We start from the raw sequence: 17,761 nt of genomic DNA, 5'->3' as shown, positions 1-17,761 counted from the left end.
GAGGAATATTTTGCAGCGTTGGCGATCAATGATTGGTACGAGTTTCTGAATAATGTTCCCGACAACCCCGCGCTAGGTGTTTATCGTATTTTTGCATCGCAGTGGAAAGAGGTAATTTTGCTGTGGTTGGGACGTGAAGATGTGGAGAGGGAAGAGAAGGAAGAGTTTATTCAGGCGTTAATGAAATTTGATGATGGGTGCGGAGAATTCAGAGCTATTGATAGAGTTACAAGGGGATTTTACGAGTTTCGCGCTTATTTTCTCGCTGCTGCGGGGGTTGATGAGTGGAAAAATTCTGACAACGCAGATGCTATTGTGGCGGAAATCGTTAAATGGCGCTTTGGCGAGTTTAAAGTTGAACAAAACGAGTGGGTAGAATTTCTCACACCAATCTCAGAAGGAGCAGAAACAGCACTGCCTCAGACAAATCGCTTAAAAGCGATTGATGCTTTGGTAGAGTTAATCAACAAACCACAACTGGATGATTATACCCGAAGCCAAGCGGCATATAGTTTAGGGGAAATTGGCTCTGGCGACCAAAAAGCGATTGATGCTTTGGTAGAGTTAATCGGCAATCCACAACTGGATGATTCTACCCGAAGGCGAGCGGCAGAAAGCTTAGGACAAATTAGCTCTGGCAATCAAAAAGCGATTGATGCTTTGGTGGAGTTAATCAGCAAACCACAACTGGATAATTCTACCCGAAGGCTAGCGGCAGATAGCTTAGGGAAAATTGGCTCTGGCAACCAAAAAGCGATTGATGCTTTGGTGGAGTTAATTGGCAAAGCACAACTGGATGATTATACCCGAAGGCTAGCGGCAGATAGCTTAGGGAAAATTGGCTCTGGCAACCAAAAACCGATTGATGCCTTGATGGAGTTAATCGGCAAACCACAACTGGATGAAGATACCCGATTGCTAGTGGCAGAAAGCTTAGGGTAAATTGGCTCTGGCAATCAAAAAGCGATTGATGCTTTGGTGGAGTTAATCGGCAATGCACAACTGGATGAAGATACCCGATTGCTAGTGGCAGAAAGCTTAGGGCAAATTGGCTCTGGCAATCAAAAAGCGATTGATGCATTGGTGGAGTTAATCGGCAAACCACAACTGGATGATTATACCCGATTCTTAGCGGCATCTAGCTTAGGGCAAATTGACTCTGGCAATCAAAAAGCGATTGATGCATTGGTGGAGTTAATCGGCAAACCACAACTGGATGATTATACCCGAATCGTAGCGGCATATAGCTTAGGGAAAATTGGCTCTGGCAACCAAAAAGCGATTGCTGCTTTGGTGGAGTTAATCGGCAAACCACAACTGGATGATCATACCCAATGGCAAGCGGCAGAAAGTTTAGGGCAAATTGGCTCTAGCAACCAAAAAGCGATTGCTGCTTTGGTGGAGTTAATCGGCAAACTACAACTGCATGATTCTACCCGATGGCAAGCGGCAGAAAGCTTAGGGAAAATTATGTTAGAGGAACAGATGCCGAGTGTTGTCAGTGGGTTAAAGGATTACTTATCACCTGAAACTTATAAAAATAACTTTGAGCGATTTGATAAGTGCTACATGGTTATCTGGAAGTGCGCCCAAAGTATGGACTACCCAGATTTTTATCAAGTTTGGCATCAACAAGAGAAAGTGAAAAATCGAAAATAGAAAACAAAAATATCGGTGCAACCCTTGTAGAGACGCGATTCATCGCGTCTTTTTCCTTCCCATCATTTACATCGTGAGAATAATTCCGAGTTTTTTGGGTTGGCAATTACATCAATGCAAAGCAATAATTGCATAAATTTTTGTATCAATCAAAGATGTAATTATGAATAATGATGAGCCTCAACCACAAAACAACAAACCTAAATACAAAGGTAAATATCGAATTGATTCAACACGGTTGCCAGCATGGAGTTATGCTAGCAAAGCCGGATATTTCGTTACTATTTGCACGGATGGTAAGAAATGCTTTTTTGGTAAGGTTGTGCAGGGTGAAATGCAGCGATCGCCAATTGGAGAAATTGCTCAGAAATTGTGGGATGAGATTCCTAATCATTTTTCTAATTGCCAGATAGATTCGTTTTGCGTCATGCCTAATCATATTCATGGAATTTTGGTTATTAATCAAATACAAGAAGGAGACGCGATGAATCCACGAATACAGGAAGAAGACGCGATGAATCCACGAACACAGGAAGAAGACGCGATGAATCGCGTCTCTACAAGGGGGGATGGTGAACGGGGTGGGGTTACTGGGTTATTTAATCCGATGTTGTCTAAAAATTCGCTTTCTAAAATTGTTAGGTGGTACAAAGGACGATGTACATTTGAAATTAATCAAATATATGAAGGTTTTGGATGGCAAGGAAGGTTTCATGACAATATAATTCGTAATGAATTCGCCCTCGACAAAATTAGACAATATATTATCAATAACCCAATCAATTGGGAACGCGATCGCGAACAACCACCCCATCACCCCTTGTAGAGACGCGATTCATCGCGTCTTCCTGTGTTCGTGGATTCATCGCGCTTAGTACTATTGACGCGTATAACGATGTTTCACCCCAATGGGGAAATATTCAAAATCACCCATTGGGGCTAATGTAACTTGTGGTGTTTGATATTCTACGGGAACATAATTAGCAAACTCGCTATTGAGGCGTAGCAGTTGTGAAAGAATAGAAGATGCGATCGCAAGTCTTTGATCTTCACTACCCTCTACTCCTGGTGCTAACTCCACAACCACAGATAAAAATCGATTCTTATCTGCATCTTCCTGTACCTGCAATACGAATTTACCCGTCACCCATTCTTGAATTATTGGTTGTTCTAATCCCACCGTCACATTTTCTGGATATATATTTGCACCAAAGTAGGAAACTGTAAAATTAGAACGGCCAAAGACATAAACGAAAGGTAGCTGATGAATACCCCTAGGTGATTGTTGAGTGTCAGAACGGAGATTTTCGAGCGGATTAAATCCCCATTCTGCTAAAAATTGCAGCATGGCATCATAATTAATTATCCCGCCAGTATCCAAGATGTCATAACGTACTAAGGGAATACCGTTATCTCCCGAAAACAGCAATCCGCCATCTTCAACTTCAAAAAAGCGACTGCAAGGATCATATTGTACTAGCGTGGGTAAACGCGATTCCCCAAATAAAGCTCTAGCTGCATCGGGATTTTCTGCCAGAAAACGGCGAATGCAGATACTTAACGGTGTTTCATTACCCAAAACTCCTGCATCCGCAGTGCCGTAAAGTGATGCAAAATCATAGCAAGGATTTTGTGAACCAACTCTTTCGCCAACTAAACTCCGCCATTCTTCACTAAATACTTCTCCCGCCATCACTAATTTAATCTGATATTGCTGCCACTCCACACCACAAGCGATACCAGTATCAATCACATCTTTTAAAAATGGCGGATATCCCAATAACACCACTTGCTCAAACGCTGAACCAAGTTCCTCAACAACTCGCAAAATTTCTTCTTTGTTGTTACCAGGAGTAATTACAGTGATGGGATAACCTTTGCTAGCAAGATAACGACAGCAATTAGTAGTGAATATTCCACCTACCCAAGTGCCTAAAGTGAAACAAATCACTGCTAGGGTACGTCTGGTATCTGTATGAAAACTATCATGAAAAATCTGTTCAAAGCGTGTGGCTATTTGAAGTTCATCTGTGAAAAAACGAGGCCAAAATGTCGGTTTACCACTGGAACCTGAAGAAGCAGCTATCATATCGCACGCTTCTAATTGCCCGTTGCGGCACAAGTCAGCTAAAGGATAACGCAGTATATAATTTTGTTTAGCGATCGCTGGTAACTTCTGAAACTCCTCTAAGCTTTGAATAGTCGCGGGATTAATTTCCCTTTCTGCTAAAAAAGCCTTATAAGCAGGTACATTAGCCGCAACATCGTGAAATAAACTCAAAGCTGCCGAAGTTTGAGTGTTAAGATGCCGTTGCAATATCGTTTCTAGGGGGGTAGACAAAAAATCTTCAAATGCTTTAATTGCTCGCTGCTGTCGTGGTTTGCAGTTCATGACGCTTGCTCTTTATCCTGAAGTAGAACCAACACCGTTAAAATAATTCGTAATTCGTAATTCGTAATTCGTAGGATATCCGAAAATGAGGGTATGCGCGTCGTAGTTACTCAATAAAACCTTAATTTATCCTTGGCCACCATGCAGCTCTATTGCAGTAAACAACACACAAATAATGGTAGTAGCCGCTTTTGTACCCATTGCGGTGAGCCATTACCTCTTGCTGTGGGGCAGGTTGTGGATAATCGCTATCAAATTATCCGTCATCTGGGGCAGGGCGGCTTTGGACGCACCTATTTGGCGGAGGATATAAATAAATCCCATCAAATATGTGTGCTGAAGGAATTTGCACCCCAAGTACAAGAACAACAAGATTTACAAAAAGCTAAAGAGTTATTTGAGCGAGAAGCAAATGTTCTGAAAACACTCCAGCATCCACAAATTCCGCGTTTTCACGCATCGCTACAAGTGAAGATAGGCACTAAAGATTTTTTCTTTCTCGTGCAAGATTATGTGGATGGTGACAATTACTACCAATTATTAGAACAACGCGAGAGTCAAGGAAAGACTTTCAGTGAAGAGGAAGTAATCACCCTACTGCAACAGATTTTACCCGTGTTATCCTACATCCACTCACGAGATGTAGTTCACCGTGATATCACTCCTGACAATTTGATTTGGCGACGTTCTGATAATCTACCAGTGCTGATTGATTTTGGTGGTGTCAAGCAATTGCCAGCTTCTCAAGGTTTTTGGCGGACTAAGCTGGTTGGAAATAACACTTTGCTGGGTAAAAAAGGCTACGCCCCAGAAGAACAGCTACGCCAGGGTAAAGTATTTTTAAGTAGTGATTTATATTCTCTAGCGGTGACGACATTAGTGTTGCTCACAGCTAAAGAACCGCAAAAATTATACGACAGCTATCAGGGAATTTGGGCATGGGGAAAGGAAATCCGAGTTAGTCCCCAACTGGAAGCGGTGTTAAAAAAGATGCTGGCTTATAAACCGAGCGATCGCTACCAACGAGCCGAGCAAATCCTCAAAGATTTACCATCGCCAACTGCGAGTAAATCCACAGGTAATTATATTACCACCAAGATCAAGACGATGGTAGTTGCTCCAGGAAGACAACGCGCCAGTGCTATTGTGAGTAGATTCCAGAGCAAAACGCAAGCGATCGCTAAACCGATATCTTGGCCTGTTTGGATTCGCCCTTTTGTGATGAGTCTAGGGGGAACAGCTTTAGTTGGATTAACTTTAGCTATGGGAAATGCAGTTATTCGGAGCGTATCTTCAATCACTATCCCATCAATTTCATTACCACAAATTCCCCAGTTTCCAAATCCGCTTGGTAAACCAGTCAGTGACAAAGGAAAAAATAGTGATCTCCATGAAATTAACAGTCGTCGTCAACAGCTAGAAATTACTGAAGGATTTTTTATTCCTTTGGTAGATAATTTATTTTATACAAAAAAACCGGAATTAAAGGGACGTAGCTTGACATCTAAACCTGAAGATGCTGGTTTACGAGATGAATGGTCTGGTGTCGCTGACGATTTATTGAATAAACTAGAACAGGCTGATCTCAGTACAGCAGCTCGTCGGAAACTGGGTAAATATACTGCACAAAATTACGAAACATGGAGACGACAAGCGCGATCGGGGCAGTTTGGGAATTATACAATTGATCAACTGAATAAAGACACAAATGAAAAATTTGATCGGTTGTTTCCTGGTCAGCAGCGTGGGAAACTGAATCAGCAGACTTTTGGTCAAATTTGGTATGCGATCGCAGCCGATCAACTCAGTAAAGTCGAATCTGACAAGTAAAGAAACTAAGGACTGGGGAAGAATCATTAATAACAAATGACAAATGACAAACGACAAACATGAGTTATAGTATCCAACCGGGACTAACTTTAGGCGATCGCTATCTAATTGTGCGTCAAATTGGTCAAGGTGGCTTTGGACGCACTTATTTAGCTGAAGATGTCAACCGTTTCCGCGAACTTTGTGTTTTAAAAGAATTTTCCCCCCAAGTTCAAACTGCTTACGTTGTCCAAAAAGCTGAAGAACTGTTTGAGAGAGAAGCGAGTGTTCTTTATAAACTGCAACATCCCCAAATTCCCCGCTTCCGGGAACTGCTTCGCCTGAACTTAGGGGGCAAAGAATATCTATTTTTGGTGCAAGATTATGTAGAAGGGGAAACTTACAATTCTTTGTTAAATGCCCGGATACAACGGGGTTTACGCTTTACAGAAGTAGAAATACGCCAATTGTTGCAGCAAATTTTACCAGTGTTGGAATACATCCACTCACTAGGAGTAATTCACCGAGATATTTCTCCAGATAACTTAATGCTTCGCACTGTTGACCAACTACCAGTATTAATTGATTTTGGTGGCGTCAAACAAGTAGTAGCAACCGTTGCTTCCCAATATTATCAACCCGGTGTAGTTGCACCTCTCCCAGCACCAACCCTATTAGGTAAAATCGGATTTGCCCCCCCAGAACAGATGCAAACTGGGTTAGTATCTCCCCACAGCGACTTGTATGCAATGGCCGCAACAATGGTGGTTTTACTGACAGGAAAACAACCCCAAGAATTAATTGATGCCTACACTCTCAGCTGGCAGTGGCAACGGGAAGTTAGCCTGAGTCAAATTTTGGCACAGGTATTAGATAAAATGTTATCTCCCAGACCAGGCGATCGCTATCAATCAGCCCGTCAAGTACTCCAAGCCATCAACTCACCCCCAGCTAACTATACCCCAACTCAATACCCCACACCACCACAACCCACATCTGCCACCTTCGCCATCTCTCCACCTCCGCCATCCCACTCATCTTCTCCCCCTCCCTCCTGGTGGACACCAATAAAAACCTTCCTAGTGGCGGCGGCAGTAGCTGGTAGTGTTGGATTAATTTGGTGGGGAATGAATAGTAGGCGCGATGTCGGGGAAGTCAAACCTACTTCCACAGCCAGCCCAATTCCTACCAGTGAACAACCGACTGATCCTTTAGCGCAATACTCGCCAGCAGAACGTGAACGTAAAGAAAGATTAAGCGATCGCCGTCAACAATTGGGTATTGATGAGAAGTTCTACATTAACTTGGTGAATCAAGTTTTTTGGGAGAGAAATCCCAGTTTACGGGGACGCACTCTCAGCAACGGTAGCGAAGATGAGAATTCGCGGGCAAAATGGGATAAAACAGCCTCAGAATTGCTGGAAAAGCTAGCGCCACTGAGTTCAAATACACGTCAAAAACTAGGAACTTACACAACTGCTGAACGCGATCGCTGGAAAGTAGACGTCAACAAAATCAATGTTGGTAGGCGTTCTTTGTATGATTTGGGAGATGCTGCTTTCTTAAATGTATTCCCCGAACAGCGTGGTAAAAATTTCCGAGATCAGCCCATTATTGGACAAGTTTGGTACGGTTTTGTTAGCGATCAACTCAGTGCGATCGTCGGCGGTAGCGCTTTCGAGAAACTTGTCTTTGATCCTGGCGCTACTGGTAAAACAGTTAGTGGTACTCTCCAACCTGGTGGTGGTAAAGTATTTATTGCTGGACTTGCCAAAGAGCAATCTCTAGAATTGAAACTAGAAGCAAATTTCCAAGTTTTGTTATCAGTCTATTCACCTTCTGGCAAAATTCAATTTTTAGAAGATTCTACCCAGCGTACTTTGTCAAGTAAATTACCAGAAAAGGGATTTTACGAATTTGTCCTGGTTTCCACAGCATCGAAACCAGTAGATTATCAACTCAGCATTACAGTAGAAAACCCCACTCCTCCCCCATTGGCAACACCAACGCCCACACCAACGCCAACTCCTACACCAACGCCCACGGAAACACCCACACTTACACTAACTCCCACGCCAACGCCAATTTCTACACCAACTCCTACAGAAAGCACCACACCTGAACCGACACCGACGCAAGAGACAACGCCTAAGTAGAGAGTTATTTATTTTTGAATTTTGAATTTTGAATTGTTAACAAATTCTGGAGGTTTAAGTAAAGAGCTTCTAACAAGCGGCAAGTTTTGTGGCGGGGTCTAAATCCCCTATACATTACTTATATCATGTCCGTATAATTAGTTATGCTAACCCCAGTTATTACACCCCACACGCCAGTCGCTCATGGGGGAAACCCCCAAGCACCGCGCTGGCTCCTCTTAATCCCCTCCTTGCTTGCGGGGAACTCGATGCCCCCTCTGGGGATTAGGGGCAGGGAGACAAAGCGTAGCTTTGGCGGGGTGGGGTTCTTCGGGTTTAATAAGCAATCAAGCGGACATGATATTAATTACGAATTACGAATTATTTTAGTCATCTAATGCTTGAATTAAAGATATAAACCGAGCTACATTTTGTGTCAGTTGGTTGAGTTTTTGCAGTGAATCATGCTGAGATTCAGTAAGAGTCTGTACAGCATCACACAATGCGACAATTTGATAGCCTTGCTGTTGCACCTGCTGTCCCTGTGCTTCGACTTGAATGCTGAGAGTCTCCAATCTTTCTGCAAGACGTTCAATTGTCTCAGTGGTAGAGAGTACTGCTTCCCCAATTTGCTCAACAATAGATTCTAAGCGATTTATCTTTACTTCGACTCCTGCTGAAATCATTTCTTTACACCCTATTTTTGAGAGAGCATCTTAGTAAAATTCTTAATACCAATTGAAATAATTAATCCCAGTAAAAACATTAGAGAACACTGTCATTACAATAATATGTATGATTTTGTTATTTGATGCTTCTACTCAATGTTGTGTTTAGCTACTTCTATAGCAGTCTATGGATGCAACACATGGTAGGGGCACAGCATTGCTGTACCCCTACGAGTGGTCTGTATTCCATACAATTGAGAACCGCTATAGGTAATTAATTGATTGCAATTTTTAATCAAGAGTCTTCACCAGATATTACATATCTAAAATGATTAGTCACCCCTCGCAAGATATAGTTAATGAAAATTAGCTATTGGAGAGGGATGGTGAGACAGGATGAAGTTTTGCATTTTATTTAATCCAGCTTCCTAAGTGTGATTTATCCAAAGCAGGAATTTAAATTTACTCCTAGCACTTCAGTACAACCTAAATTTAAGCGTTGCTTGGACATTCGGGAGAGATCCTAGCGCTATTAATCTTATGGCTATTGTTTGTGCGATCGCGATCAAAATTGCTGATCGAGTCACAATTCTCAAGATTTTGAAATCAAGATCATCCCTGATTTTTGATTTGTTTAGATGTAGCTTCCATAAAGTCGAGAAAAACTTTTATGAGCTTATGGATTCCCTCGCTACCTCCTGCAATTAAACCTCCTGTCAGAAATACATCTAAACAACGGAAAAGAACTACTTGTATGGGATTATCTAAATCAATAACTAGAAGTGGCTCTATTGAGCGAACACCTATTGCGCTAATTAAAAGACCGAATAAAAGGGATGTCCATAGAGCAATTGTTCGCGTATCAGATTTATAGGCTGTTCTTTGGCGCTCTTTTTCATTTATATCATCAGTTTGTGGCTTGAACATTTTTAATGAATCTTGTTGATTTTGTGTAAAATTTTGGATGATTTGCTGTTCTAAACTCATTCCTTCAGGCGGTAGTCCACTGACTTGATTTGATTCCAAAGAGGGAACCTGTTTTTGTTGGATTTCTAGAAGTTTTATCTTCTCAGATATTAGAGCTTTTTCTTGCTGAAGACTAATATCTAATTGCTCGATAAATGGACCCCGCCAAGTAGTTATAAAAACTTCTAAAGAACGCTCTAATAACAAAGAAATAAATAACTGCAATGTTAGTAGCTGGATAATATCGTTAACCCCAAATGGTTTTAAAACGAATGGTTTAGATGATAACCAAGTTGACAAAGTTACTACTAGAAAACTAATAATGATTAACAGAATAAATAGAGGAGATTCTGGAGAAAGCCTTCGCAACGTATTTATACTCCTATTTTGCGTCACAATATCTAACACAGCCTGAAGGTGAGAACTACACCTGCTGAGTCACTTAACAACGTTAATTTGATAGAACAGTAAATAATTTATTACCTAACCCTTTTTTCTAAGAATGTGATCGGTTATGCCACTGTGGAAGCGATCGCCCGGGTAATCTGATAGTTCGTGACACCAAAGCCACGCTAGCCTAAAAGTATTGCTATACAAGCATTCCAGCAGTAAACTGCGCGAAGCTACTGTGCATGGGGCGATCGCGTCAAATAAAATAAATTAGGAGTCAGAATTCAGAATTAGTGAATACTCCACCCATAAAGGGATAGAGTTTTAATCACGAAGAATATTTACAGCAGAATTCAAGTATTTGAACCATATCTGTCGTAGGGGCACAGCAATGCTGTGCCCTTACTGCGTGGTTTATTTACCTGAAAATAGCTGTAATACTAGTTTCGCCAACCAGGAACGAAAGCGCGTAGCGGGGCGAAGTAAGGTTTTAAGCAATATTCAGACGCTCGCAGACTTGCTACCGCTCCGCTATCACCCACTCGTACACAATTCATACTGAATTTTGTAGTTCTTTAAAGGAATATTTTTATAAAAACAAGTAATATCATGTCCGCATAATTAGTTACGATTTCCACAGTCACTGCACCCCACACGCCAGATGCTCCACTTGGGGTCCCCTCCCCGCTCTTCGGCAGGGGTTCTTCGGGTTTAATAAGCAATCAAGCGGAGATGATATAAGCCTACCTAATCTATTAAACTTTGGGATAAAAGTAACTTATTATCTATGCATAAAATTCGGTTTGTGGATTTATTTTCAGGAATAGGAGGAATTAGATTAGCCTTTGAACAGGCGGCTGATTCTTTAAATATAGAAAGTGAATGTGTTTTCAGCAGCGAAATCAATTCAGATGCTCAATTAGTTTATGAAAAAAACTTTGGTCAAAAAGCTTTAGGTGACATTCGATTAATTGATCAACTACCAGAACATGAATTTTTATTAGCTGGGTTTCCTTGCCAGTCTTTTTCTCATGCTGGCAAAAAAGAAGGCTTTATTGATACACGAGGCACGCTATTTTTTGAAATAACAAGATTACTCGATACCTATAAACCACAAGCTTTTATTTTTGAAAATGTCCGGGGGCTTTATAGTCATGATCAAGGACGAACCTTAGCAACAATTAAGCATGAAATTCAAAAAAGAGGTTATAGTTTTCATGCTTTTTTACTCAACAGTGCAAACTTTGGTTTACCGCAAAATCGTGTCCGCATTTATCTAGTCGGAATTTTAGATGCTTCTCCCACTTTTAAATTGATTTCTGACGTAGGGCCTAAAGATTCGCATTCATATAATCCTCAGCAGTTATCTTTGTTTTCTTCACCACAAAAATATGTGACTGTTGCCGACATTTTGGAAAGTAGTCCAGATGAAAAATATAATTGCTCACCAAAGTTTGTCAATGCTTTAAAACGAATATTTAATAATGATTTAAATCGCTTACATGGGATAAGGCTGATTGATTATCGGGGTGGAAACTCTATTCATTCCTGGGATTTAGGATTACGTGGGGAATGTAGTGCCGAGGAAATTGAACTAATGAACCGTTTCATATTAAAGAGACGGAATAAAGAATTTGGACAAGAACAAGATGGCAAACTATTAACTCAGGAGCAAATAGCTAGTTTTTTTGAACATCCAAACTTAGGGAAAGTTTTGAATTCGCTAGTTACAAAAAAATATTTAAAAATTGTTAATGATAAATATAAACCTCTGTCGGGTAACTTTTCTTTTGAAGTTTATAAGTTTGTAGATCCAAATAAGATTTCGGTAACATTGGTTGCTAGTGATGCTAATAGATTGGGAGTTTATCACAATCAGAGAGTACGGCGACTAACTCCGCGAGAAGCTGCAAGGCTGCAAGGTTTTCCTGATAGCTTTATACTTCATCCCAATGATGATAAGGCTTATCATCAACTAGGAAATTCTGTGAGTATTAATGTAGTCAAAGCTGTGGCTCAGGAAGTGATTATAAAAACCTTATATTCTACTCAAGAAAGAAAAGATAAATCTGGGCCATTACTTTATTCCCTAACACCCTTAAACCACAAATCCGAGAACTACATTTAAACCTGTACGAATAAATTCCCAGTACTCTGACTCCAGCACACCGACTAAACCCAAAATACGACTATGGTCAACAGCACGAATTTGTCCGATATCTATAAAACGGTCTTGATCTAGTCCATTATTTGGTGTTGCCTTCACATTCAGAACGTAGGGAGCTTGTTTACTTCCAGGTCGAAATGGCATCACAATTGTTAGCAACCCATACTGATTCATGATGTCATTTTGCACAATTAAGCAAGCGCGGATTTTTTTTGCTTCAGCCCCACTGTTGGTTCAACATTCACCCAACGTATTTCTCCCCGACGATAAGTTAAATTACTCCCTGGCATTTATGCCATCCCCAACAACACTATCCCAAGCAGCAATTTCAGCTTGATATTCTGGATCTTCAGCATCTTGCTTGAGGGCTGCAATCATTTCTGCTGCCAAAATTCGGCGGCGGTGTTCTCCCAGCAGCGTATTAATATATGCACTACGATTTCCCTCTGCATACTGATCTACAAATCGCAGAATATCTTCTTCTAAAGTAATTGTGACTTTGAGCATTTTTATGATTAGTTTTTAGTATCACTTTAGTATCACTATTTAGTATGATTTTATCATCTTACTATAACAAGGGGCTTAAGCCCCTTGTTCGGGAGGAACCTCATAGATAATCGGTATTAAACCGCGTCCATCTTGAAAACTGTAGTTCTTTCCGCATGAAAAGAAAAAACCCTCATCCCCCAGCCCCTTCTGCCAAATTTGGGAGAAGGGGAGCCGGAAAGAAGTCCCTCTCCCTACTTGGGAAAGGGATTTAGGGTGAGGGCAAAAACTACGGTTCTCAACATAGATGAGGTTTATCTGTTGGCTAAAAGTAATATGAACAAACTAAGTAAATAAGCGGGAATAAACAGAACAATATTTTTGGCAATCAATATCAGTCTTCTGCCCGCAACAACCAAAAGCCGCTATAAGTCATACCAGAATCATCTGGTTGGACTAACAAAAAATGCAATCCTCGGCTTTGCTGTTTCCGTTGTTCAAAAGCTTGGGCTGCTGTTGTAACTTCTAGATCTTCAAAAGTGGCAACAATCCACCTATCCACCAAGCCAGCTTCTAATATTAAGCCATCTGGTGCGCCAGATATGTAGTTTAACGCCACAGGACGAACTTGCTGCAACCACCGTGCTAAAAGCATCGATCGCCGTCCACCATAAATTACCACACCAGGGATGGATACTGTTGACGCCAAACCGAAATTGATGGGTTTGAGATGTTCTGGTATGTGCAAAATGGGAATGGGGCGATCGCTAAATCTCGTTTCCACATCACTAGCAGCTAGAGTCGCAAAACGCCATTCTTCTCCCCAGAGGTTTTCTGATAATGGTGCTGGGGGCGGTTTATCCAGGGTTGAGGGATATTGCTTTTCTTGTAACCACTGCCTCAGTGCCAAAGTGTGGCGCGTAGGTTCGACATTAATACCCAAATTGCGTCCAGCCGCCTCAATTAAACTTAGTGACTGAGGACGAAATACCTGAACCACATCTGGCAATTTGTCGCCAGATGCTAACTCAAATTGAGCCGCAACCCAATTAGAATTTGCTGCTGACTGGAGACAGGTAGCTTCATATTTAAAGCTGCGAGTTGCGTCACAAATCAATAACTCCCATAAAATTTGTCCAGATGCATCTGGTAACGGACGACGATAAAAATCAGCCTGCCAAATTTTCATAGGAGGGGAGTGGGGCATTCGTGAGAGGTTAAGATAAAGTGCATTTTATCAATCAGTTAAAATACTTAAAACAGTCTTAATAAGAATGATAATCGGGTATGAGGAGAGGGGGATAAGGCAAAGTCGCTCGCCTCATCCCCCTCTATTTAATTATTATTATGCTTTTGGTAAAATACTGGTAACATTTTAAACAGATAAGTCTTATTGACAATTCGGGGCCTATCTTTTTCTACCATAGATTGCTACGCTCTTTGCCAATCAAGTATTTCAAAAAACTATTTGCAACCTACCACCCTTTTGTAAATCTTTTTCTGAAGGCGAACAACAGACCCACCATCCCGGAGCCGATAACACCAAGTGATAAGTCAGGTTCTGGAACCTCTACTGCTACTTCCTGTGGCTTTGTATAGCAGGTGCTGGAGACCTTGTTGGTATCCATCGTCACGGCACCATTTTGCGCCAAGGCTCTACCGCACTCAATGTTTACGCCAGTAGTCAGGGTGATGCTCGTGAGCGCTAAAATATTTCCCATGAACTGAGTGCCAGTACCGAGAGTCGCGGAGCTGCCGATCTGGAAAAACACATTGGGAGCTTCACCGTTGGTCGTGACAACAGACGAGTTGCTTGCCGTGGTGAGCGTGCTGGCTATCTGGAAAACGAAGAGCGCATTGGGGTCGCCTAGATTGTCGAGCGTGAGTTTTCCTGTCAACTGAGCCGATGAGCTAAAAGAATAGACGCCAGGTGTGAGCGTGAGTCCACCCAGATCCACACCAGTCAACTCCTTAGTGGGACTCAATTTTGCTAAATAATTGTACGCACTTGCATTATCCAGTTGAGCCTGAGCCGCAACTGCATCAGATGTGAATATCGTTCCGTTCACGATCCCTGGAGAAAAGCCAGTGGCTGAAGAACCTGCGTTGACACCCAGAGATTGCATGATGACGGACGGGCCAGTATTAGTCACCGTCGAGCCACCCAAGACCCCGAAGTCATTCGCCGTTCCCAGCAGAGAACCGGCTTTTGCTGGAGCTTGAAAACTGGAGAATGCCACGATTGCCAAAACTATTACGTACTTACGATTTATTTTTAACATTGCTTGTAAATGCTAGCACTTATTAATAGGTTGTCTTAACAAATACAAGTGTGCTTGATATTAAAGAGAAAAATTGTGCTTTATTTAACCTTCGCTCAATCTTTAAGATTGTATAAAGGCGGGATGAATTTGCACTTGATAAAGACCGAAATAGTCAAGCATTGCTGGCAGAAGCTGTAAATGATTTATCAAAACATAAATATTGGCATCAGTCATCAGAATTCAGCATAAATTCTGATGACTGACGGATAGCGCAGCGTAAAGCCAACTCTTAGAGAGGCTTGTCCGCGCTCGAAAGGGGTACGCTTAGAGCGAGTCTAACCGAAGAAAGCCTTGATAATGTTGGGTTTCGTTCCTCAACCCAACCTACGCCAGTTTTAGTTTTTAGCCTTAACCCAAGCGTATTGTGATCATAAGTCCTGTTGACCAGAGGTAGCAGCCCTCTCGAAATACATCCCCAGTCTTAATACTGGGAACGAGGCGATACAAGCCCTTAGGCTTTATTCGATTCTGATTCCTAAATTCTGAATTCTGAATTCTTCTTCAAAAAGCCTGAATCCACTCTTTGACAGAATATTCAGTCCAGATGCCATTTTTCCAGTAAGGATCATTTTCAATCAACTGGCGCACAGTGGCTTCGTCTTCGGCTTCGTAAATCCCAAAAACTTTTGTAACATCTTTGGTGGGGCCAATGGTAATCAGCACACCGGATTCTTTTTGCTTTGCTAATCCGTCTAAATGAGCTTGACGGTGGGGGGTGCGTTTTTCGAGAACGTCTTCGCAGTAACTTCCCCAGACTACATATTTAGGCATAATTGCTTGTTACTCCTACTGGTTAATTTATAAAAAAAGGTATTGACTATGCCAAGCTCATAATTTAGACTCACTTTGTTGCCTCAACCAATCACGAAAACTAGCATGATAAAGACTATAATGCATTTTCGGCTGCTATTGATTCTAAATGTAAAAACTCTCGCCACTTGTCTAAAATTACCTTGATTTCATATTCATCTTCATCTAATCTTTCTGCTATTATTTCTATTGATATTGATTGTTCTTGAACTAAGATATTTAACACCTGTAAAGCCATTGCTTGCTGTTTACTGGTTGCTAAATTCATCTTTTCTAAATGATTTTGGTAATAAAGTTGTAAATTTGGCGGGTAAATATCCTCACTAATAGCTGCTAAGATTTCCCTAACATACATAAAATTGGTTTCATCATCATCAAAACTTTGCTCTGTCATGTTGAGCCAAACATCTCCGGGATTCTTCTCTTTGCTAAGGCTACGCTCCGAATGACATGATTCATTTAAATAATATTTAATATATTCCTGGATATCAGCGCGATTTTGTTCCGAGTAGGCTGATAAATCTAAAGATTGGACTGGGTTTTCAATTAATAAACCTGATTTATCTGCCAAAAAAGGACGACGAGTAAGGATAAAATAAACTTTTTCCGGCAGATAACGAGGTAAATAGAAAATATTTGAGCCGCGTGGTTGATTGTTGATATCAATCCTATCACAGCCATCGATTGTAATAATTAACCGTTCATCAGGATGCAATCTATCGCTGATTTGTTGCAGTAACAACGATAAAAAGCCACTGTTCTCTGTGCTAGAATCAGGAAAATTAATGGTTAAATTTTTACTACCTTGATTTTGGGCAATTTCTATTAATTGAGTGCAAATCGTCGTTAGAAATTCCTCAACGTGATTTTTACCCGCAATTTCCACATTGTAATAGGCAACTCCGGGATTTTGGCTGACATAATGGGCAAGAATAGCACTTTTACCAATCCCAGGTTCACCGATAATAGTAAAGTAGCCCCGATCATATTGATCGATAAAGTTGTTGATAGCAGCAAAGACAAATTCACGACCGACAAAGTTGTGATTTTTAGCCGTAATGATTTGCTGAAATTCTAGGGTATATCTGGGAATATTGATTGGATTTTGGGTGATGTTATTCATTTTTTGAACCCCCTTCCAACCGTAGAAAATGAACACGCCCTGATGTGTCTCCTGCTACAATCGTGAATCCATCTGGGGAAATAGCACAACAATTTATAGGACTGTCACCAGTAAAAGTAGAGATTGCCTTTCCTGTCTGCAAATCCCACAGTTTCAGGGTGTTGTCAGATGAACCAGAAATAGCTTTTTGACCATCTAGGCCGTTGGCATCGCCCAACCTAGGTATCGCTCCGTCCGCCGCAAGCATCGCTACTGCTTCTACTCGGCTGTTATGACCTCTCAGGGTAGAGATTTCCCTTTCTGTCTGCAAATCCCACAGTTTCAGGGTGTTGTCAGATGAACCAGAAATGGCTTTTTGACCACCTGCGGTGTTGGCATCGCCCAACCTAGGCATCGCTACTGCATTTACCGATTCGTTATGACCTATCAGGGTAGAGATTTCTTTTCCTGTCTCCAAATCCCACAGCTTCAGAGTCTTGTCATCAGAAGCAGAAAGGGCTTTTTTACCATCTGGTGCGATCGCTACTGCATTTACCGAGAAGTTATGACCAGTCAGGGTAGAGATTTCCTTTTCTGTCTGCAAATCCCATAACTTCAGGGTGTTGTCCCAAGAACCAGAAACGGCTTTTTTACCATCTGGTGTGATCGCTACTGCTATTACTGCTTTGTTATGACCTATCAGGGTAGAGATTTCCTTTTCTGTCTGCAAATCCCACAGTTTCAGGGTGTTGTCAGATGAACCAGAAATGGCTGTTTGACCATCTGGGGCGATCGCTACTGCATTTACCGAGTCGTTATGACCAGTCAGGGTAGAGATTTCCTTTCCTGTCTG

The 17,761-nt window shown here is 41.4% G+C and carries 16 protein-coding genes; 6 read left to right on the top strand and 10 right to left on the bottom strand.

Translation table 11 applies throughout. From position 1 onward, the window contains the following. Nucleotides 1–18: 18 nt before the first annotated feature. From V7K31_RS17525 to V7K31_RS17515, 3 genes are all read left to right on the top strand, one after another. The gene (locus tag V7K31_RS17525; protein ID WP_335095657.1) at nt 19–942 is read left to right on the top strand and encodes a HEAT repeat domain-containing protein; all 924 of its coding nucleotides are present in this window, start codon (nt 19–21) and stop codon (nt 940–942) included. Beyond that, on the top strand, nt 943–1,659 hold the full coding sequence (locus V7K31_RS17520) for a HEAT repeat domain-containing protein (protein WP_335095767.1): 717 nt from the start codon (nt 943–945) through the stop codon (nt 1,657–1,659). Between the two features lie 163 nt (nt 1,660–1,822). Next, nucleotides 1,823–2,485, top strand: coding sequence for a transposase (locus tag V7K31_RS17515; RefSeq protein WP_335095656.1), 663 nt, complete (start codon nt 1,823–1,825; stop codon nt 2,483–2,485). Between the two features lie 51 nt (nt 2,486–2,536). On the opposite strand, the gene V7K31_RS17510 is transcribed toward V7K31_RS17515, so the two are convergent. Further along, the gene (locus tag V7K31_RS17510) at nt 2,537–4,051 is read right to left on the bottom strand and encodes a phenylacetate--CoA ligase family protein (protein WP_335095653.1); all 1,515 of its coding nucleotides are present in this window, start codon (nt 4,049–4,051) and stop codon (nt 2,537–2,539) included. 141 nt (nt 4,052–4,192) lie between these two features. On the opposite strand from V7K31_RS17510, the gene V7K31_RS17505 reads away from it, so the two are divergent. Further along, the gene (locus V7K31_RS17505; protein WP_335095652.1) at nt 4,193–5,881 is read left to right on the top strand and encodes a serine/threonine-protein kinase; all 1,689 of its coding nucleotides are present in this window, start codon (nt 4,193–4,195) and stop codon (nt 5,879–5,881) included. Nucleotides 5,882–5,940: 59 nt separating this feature from the next. Beyond that, nucleotides 5,941–8,016, top strand: coding sequence for a serine/threonine-protein kinase (locus V7K31_RS17500; RefSeq protein WP_335095651.1), 2,076 nt, complete (start codon nt 5,941–5,943; stop codon nt 8,014–8,016). Between the two features lie 365 nt (nt 8,017–8,381). On the opposite strand, the gene V7K31_RS17495 is transcribed toward V7K31_RS17500, so the two are convergent. Beyond that, nucleotides 8,382–8,681 (bottom strand): hypothetical protein, encoded by a 300-nt coding sequence (locus V7K31_RS17495; RefSeq protein ID WP_335095649.1) that lies wholly within the window; start codon nt 8,679–8,681, stop codon nt 8,382–8,384. Between the two features lie 594 nt (nt 8,682–9,275). Further along, complete coding sequence (locus V7K31_RS17490; protein WP_335095647.1) at nt 9,276–9,998, bottom strand: hypothetical protein; 723 nt, start codon at nt 9,996–9,998, stop codon at nt 9,276–9,278. A gap of 808 nt (nt 9,999–10,806) precedes the next feature. Here V7K31_RS17490 and dcm point away from each other — a divergent pair. Continuing rightward, nucleotides 10,807–12,147 (top strand): DNA (cytosine-5-)-methyltransferase, encoded by a 1,341-nt coding sequence (gene dcm, locus V7K31_RS17485; RefSeq protein ID WP_335095645.1) that lies wholly within the window; start codon nt 10,807–10,809, stop codon nt 12,145–12,147. Here dcm and V7K31_RS17480 read toward each other — a convergent pair. The 7 genes from V7K31_RS17480 to V7K31_RS17450 all read right to left on the bottom strand — a co-directional run. Then, nucleotides 12,118–12,360, bottom strand: a complete 243-nt coding sequence (locus V7K31_RS17480; RefSeq protein ID WP_335095643.1) for a type II toxin-antitoxin system PemK/MazF family toxin — start codon at nt 12,358–12,360, stop codon at nt 12,118–12,120. The two genes, dcm and V7K31_RS17480, sit on opposite strands and share 30 nt — an antisense overlap. Nucleotides 12,361–12,462: 102 nt before the next feature. Continuing rightward, a complete protein-coding gene (mazE, locus tag V7K31_RS17475) occupies nt 12,463–12,693 on the bottom strand; it encodes a type II toxin-antitoxin system MazE family antitoxin (RefSeq protein WP_335095642.1) in 231 nt (76 codons plus the stop codon). Between the two features lie 373 nt (nt 12,694–13,066). Next, nucleotides 13,067–13,861 carry a Tab2/Atab2 family RNA-binding protein gene (locus V7K31_RS17470; protein ID WP_335095640.1) on the bottom strand — a complete coding sequence of 265 codons (795 nt, stop codon included), beginning with the start codon at nt 13,859–13,861 and terminating at the stop codon, nt 13,067–13,069. 286 nt (nt 13,862–14,147) lie between these two features. Continuing rightward, complete coding sequence (locus tag V7K31_RS17465) at nt 14,148–14,954, bottom strand: ice-binding family protein (protein ID WP_335095638.1); 807 nt, start codon at nt 14,952–14,954, stop codon at nt 14,148–14,150. A 543-nt stretch (nt 14,955–15,497) separates the two neighbouring features. Next, the gene (locus tag V7K31_RS17460) at nt 15,498–15,767 is read right to left on the bottom strand and encodes a YciI family protein (RefSeq protein WP_334828820.1); all 270 of its coding nucleotides are present in this window, start codon (nt 15,765–15,767) and stop codon (nt 15,498–15,500) included. Nucleotides 15,768–15,882: 115 nt separating this feature from the next. Continuing rightward, entirely contained in the window at nt 15,883–16,929 is a 1,047-nt protein-coding gene (locus V7K31_RS17455; protein ID WP_335095637.1) for an ATP-binding protein, read from the bottom strand. After that, nucleotides 16,922–17,761, bottom strand: an 840-nt coding sequence (locus tag V7K31_RS17450) for a WD40 repeat domain-containing protein (RefSeq protein WP_335095636.1), incomplete at its 5' end; no start/stop codon positions are given. The genes V7K31_RS17455 and V7K31_RS17450, both read right to left, overlap by 8 nt.

Origin of the sequence: Nostoc sp., assembly GCF_036917675.1 — a bacterium.
In the GTDB taxonomy this organism is placed as follows: domain Bacteria; phylum Cyanobacteriota; class Cyanobacteriia; order Cyanobacteriales; family Nostocaceae; genus Nostoc.
Note: the sequence above shows the minus strand (reverse complement) of the source record. Positions and strands in the feature narration are given on the sequence as shown.

Excerpts from the sequence above, each read along its gene's own strand:
- V7K31_RS17515 (WP_335095656.1), top strand. The coding sequence starts at position 1,823 with ATGAATAATGATGAGCCTCAACCACAAAACAACAAACCTAAATACAAA.
- V7K31_RS17510 (WP_335095653.1), bottom strand. The coding sequence starts at position 4,051 with ATGAACTGCAAACCACGACAGCAGCGAGCAATTAAAGCATTTGAAGAT.
- V7K31_RS17505 (WP_335095652.1), top strand. The coding sequence starts at position 4,193 with ATGCAGCTCTATTGCAGTAAACAACACACAAATAATGGTAGTAGCCGC.
- V7K31_RS17500 (WP_335095651.1), top strand. The coding sequence starts at position 5,941 with ATGAGTTATAGTATCCAACCGGGACTAACTTTAGGCGATCGCTATCTA.
- V7K31_RS17495 (WP_335095649.1), bottom strand. The coding sequence starts at position 8,681 with ATGATTTCAGCAGGAGTCGAAGTAAAGATAAATCGCTTAGAATCTATT.
- dcm (WP_335095645.1), top strand. The coding sequence starts at position 10,807 with ATGCATAAAATTCGGTTTGTGGATTTATTTTCAGGAATAGGAGGAATT.
- V7K31_RS17480 (WP_335095643.1), bottom strand. The coding sequence starts at position 12,360 with ATGAATCAGTATGGGTTGCTAACAATTGTGATGCCATTTCGACCTGGA.
- mazE (WP_335095642.1), bottom strand. The coding sequence starts at position 12,693 with ATGCTCAAAGTCACAATTACTTTAGAAGAAGATATTCTGCGATTTGTA.
- V7K31_RS17470 (WP_335095640.1), bottom strand. The coding sequence starts at position 13,861 with ATGAAAATTTGGCAGGCTGATTTTTATCGTCGTCCGTTACCAGATGCA.
- V7K31_RS17465 (WP_335095638.1), bottom strand. The coding sequence starts at position 14,954 with ATGTTAAAAATAAATCGTAAGTACGTAATAGTTTTGGCAATCGTGGCA.
- V7K31_RS17460 (WP_334828820.1), bottom strand. The coding sequence starts at position 15,767 with ATGCCTAAATATGTAGTCTGGGGAAGTTACTGCGAAGACGTTCTCGAA.
- V7K31_RS17455 (WP_335095637.1), bottom strand. The coding sequence starts at position 16,929 with ATGAATAACATCACCCAAAATCCAATCAATATTCCCAGATATACCCTA.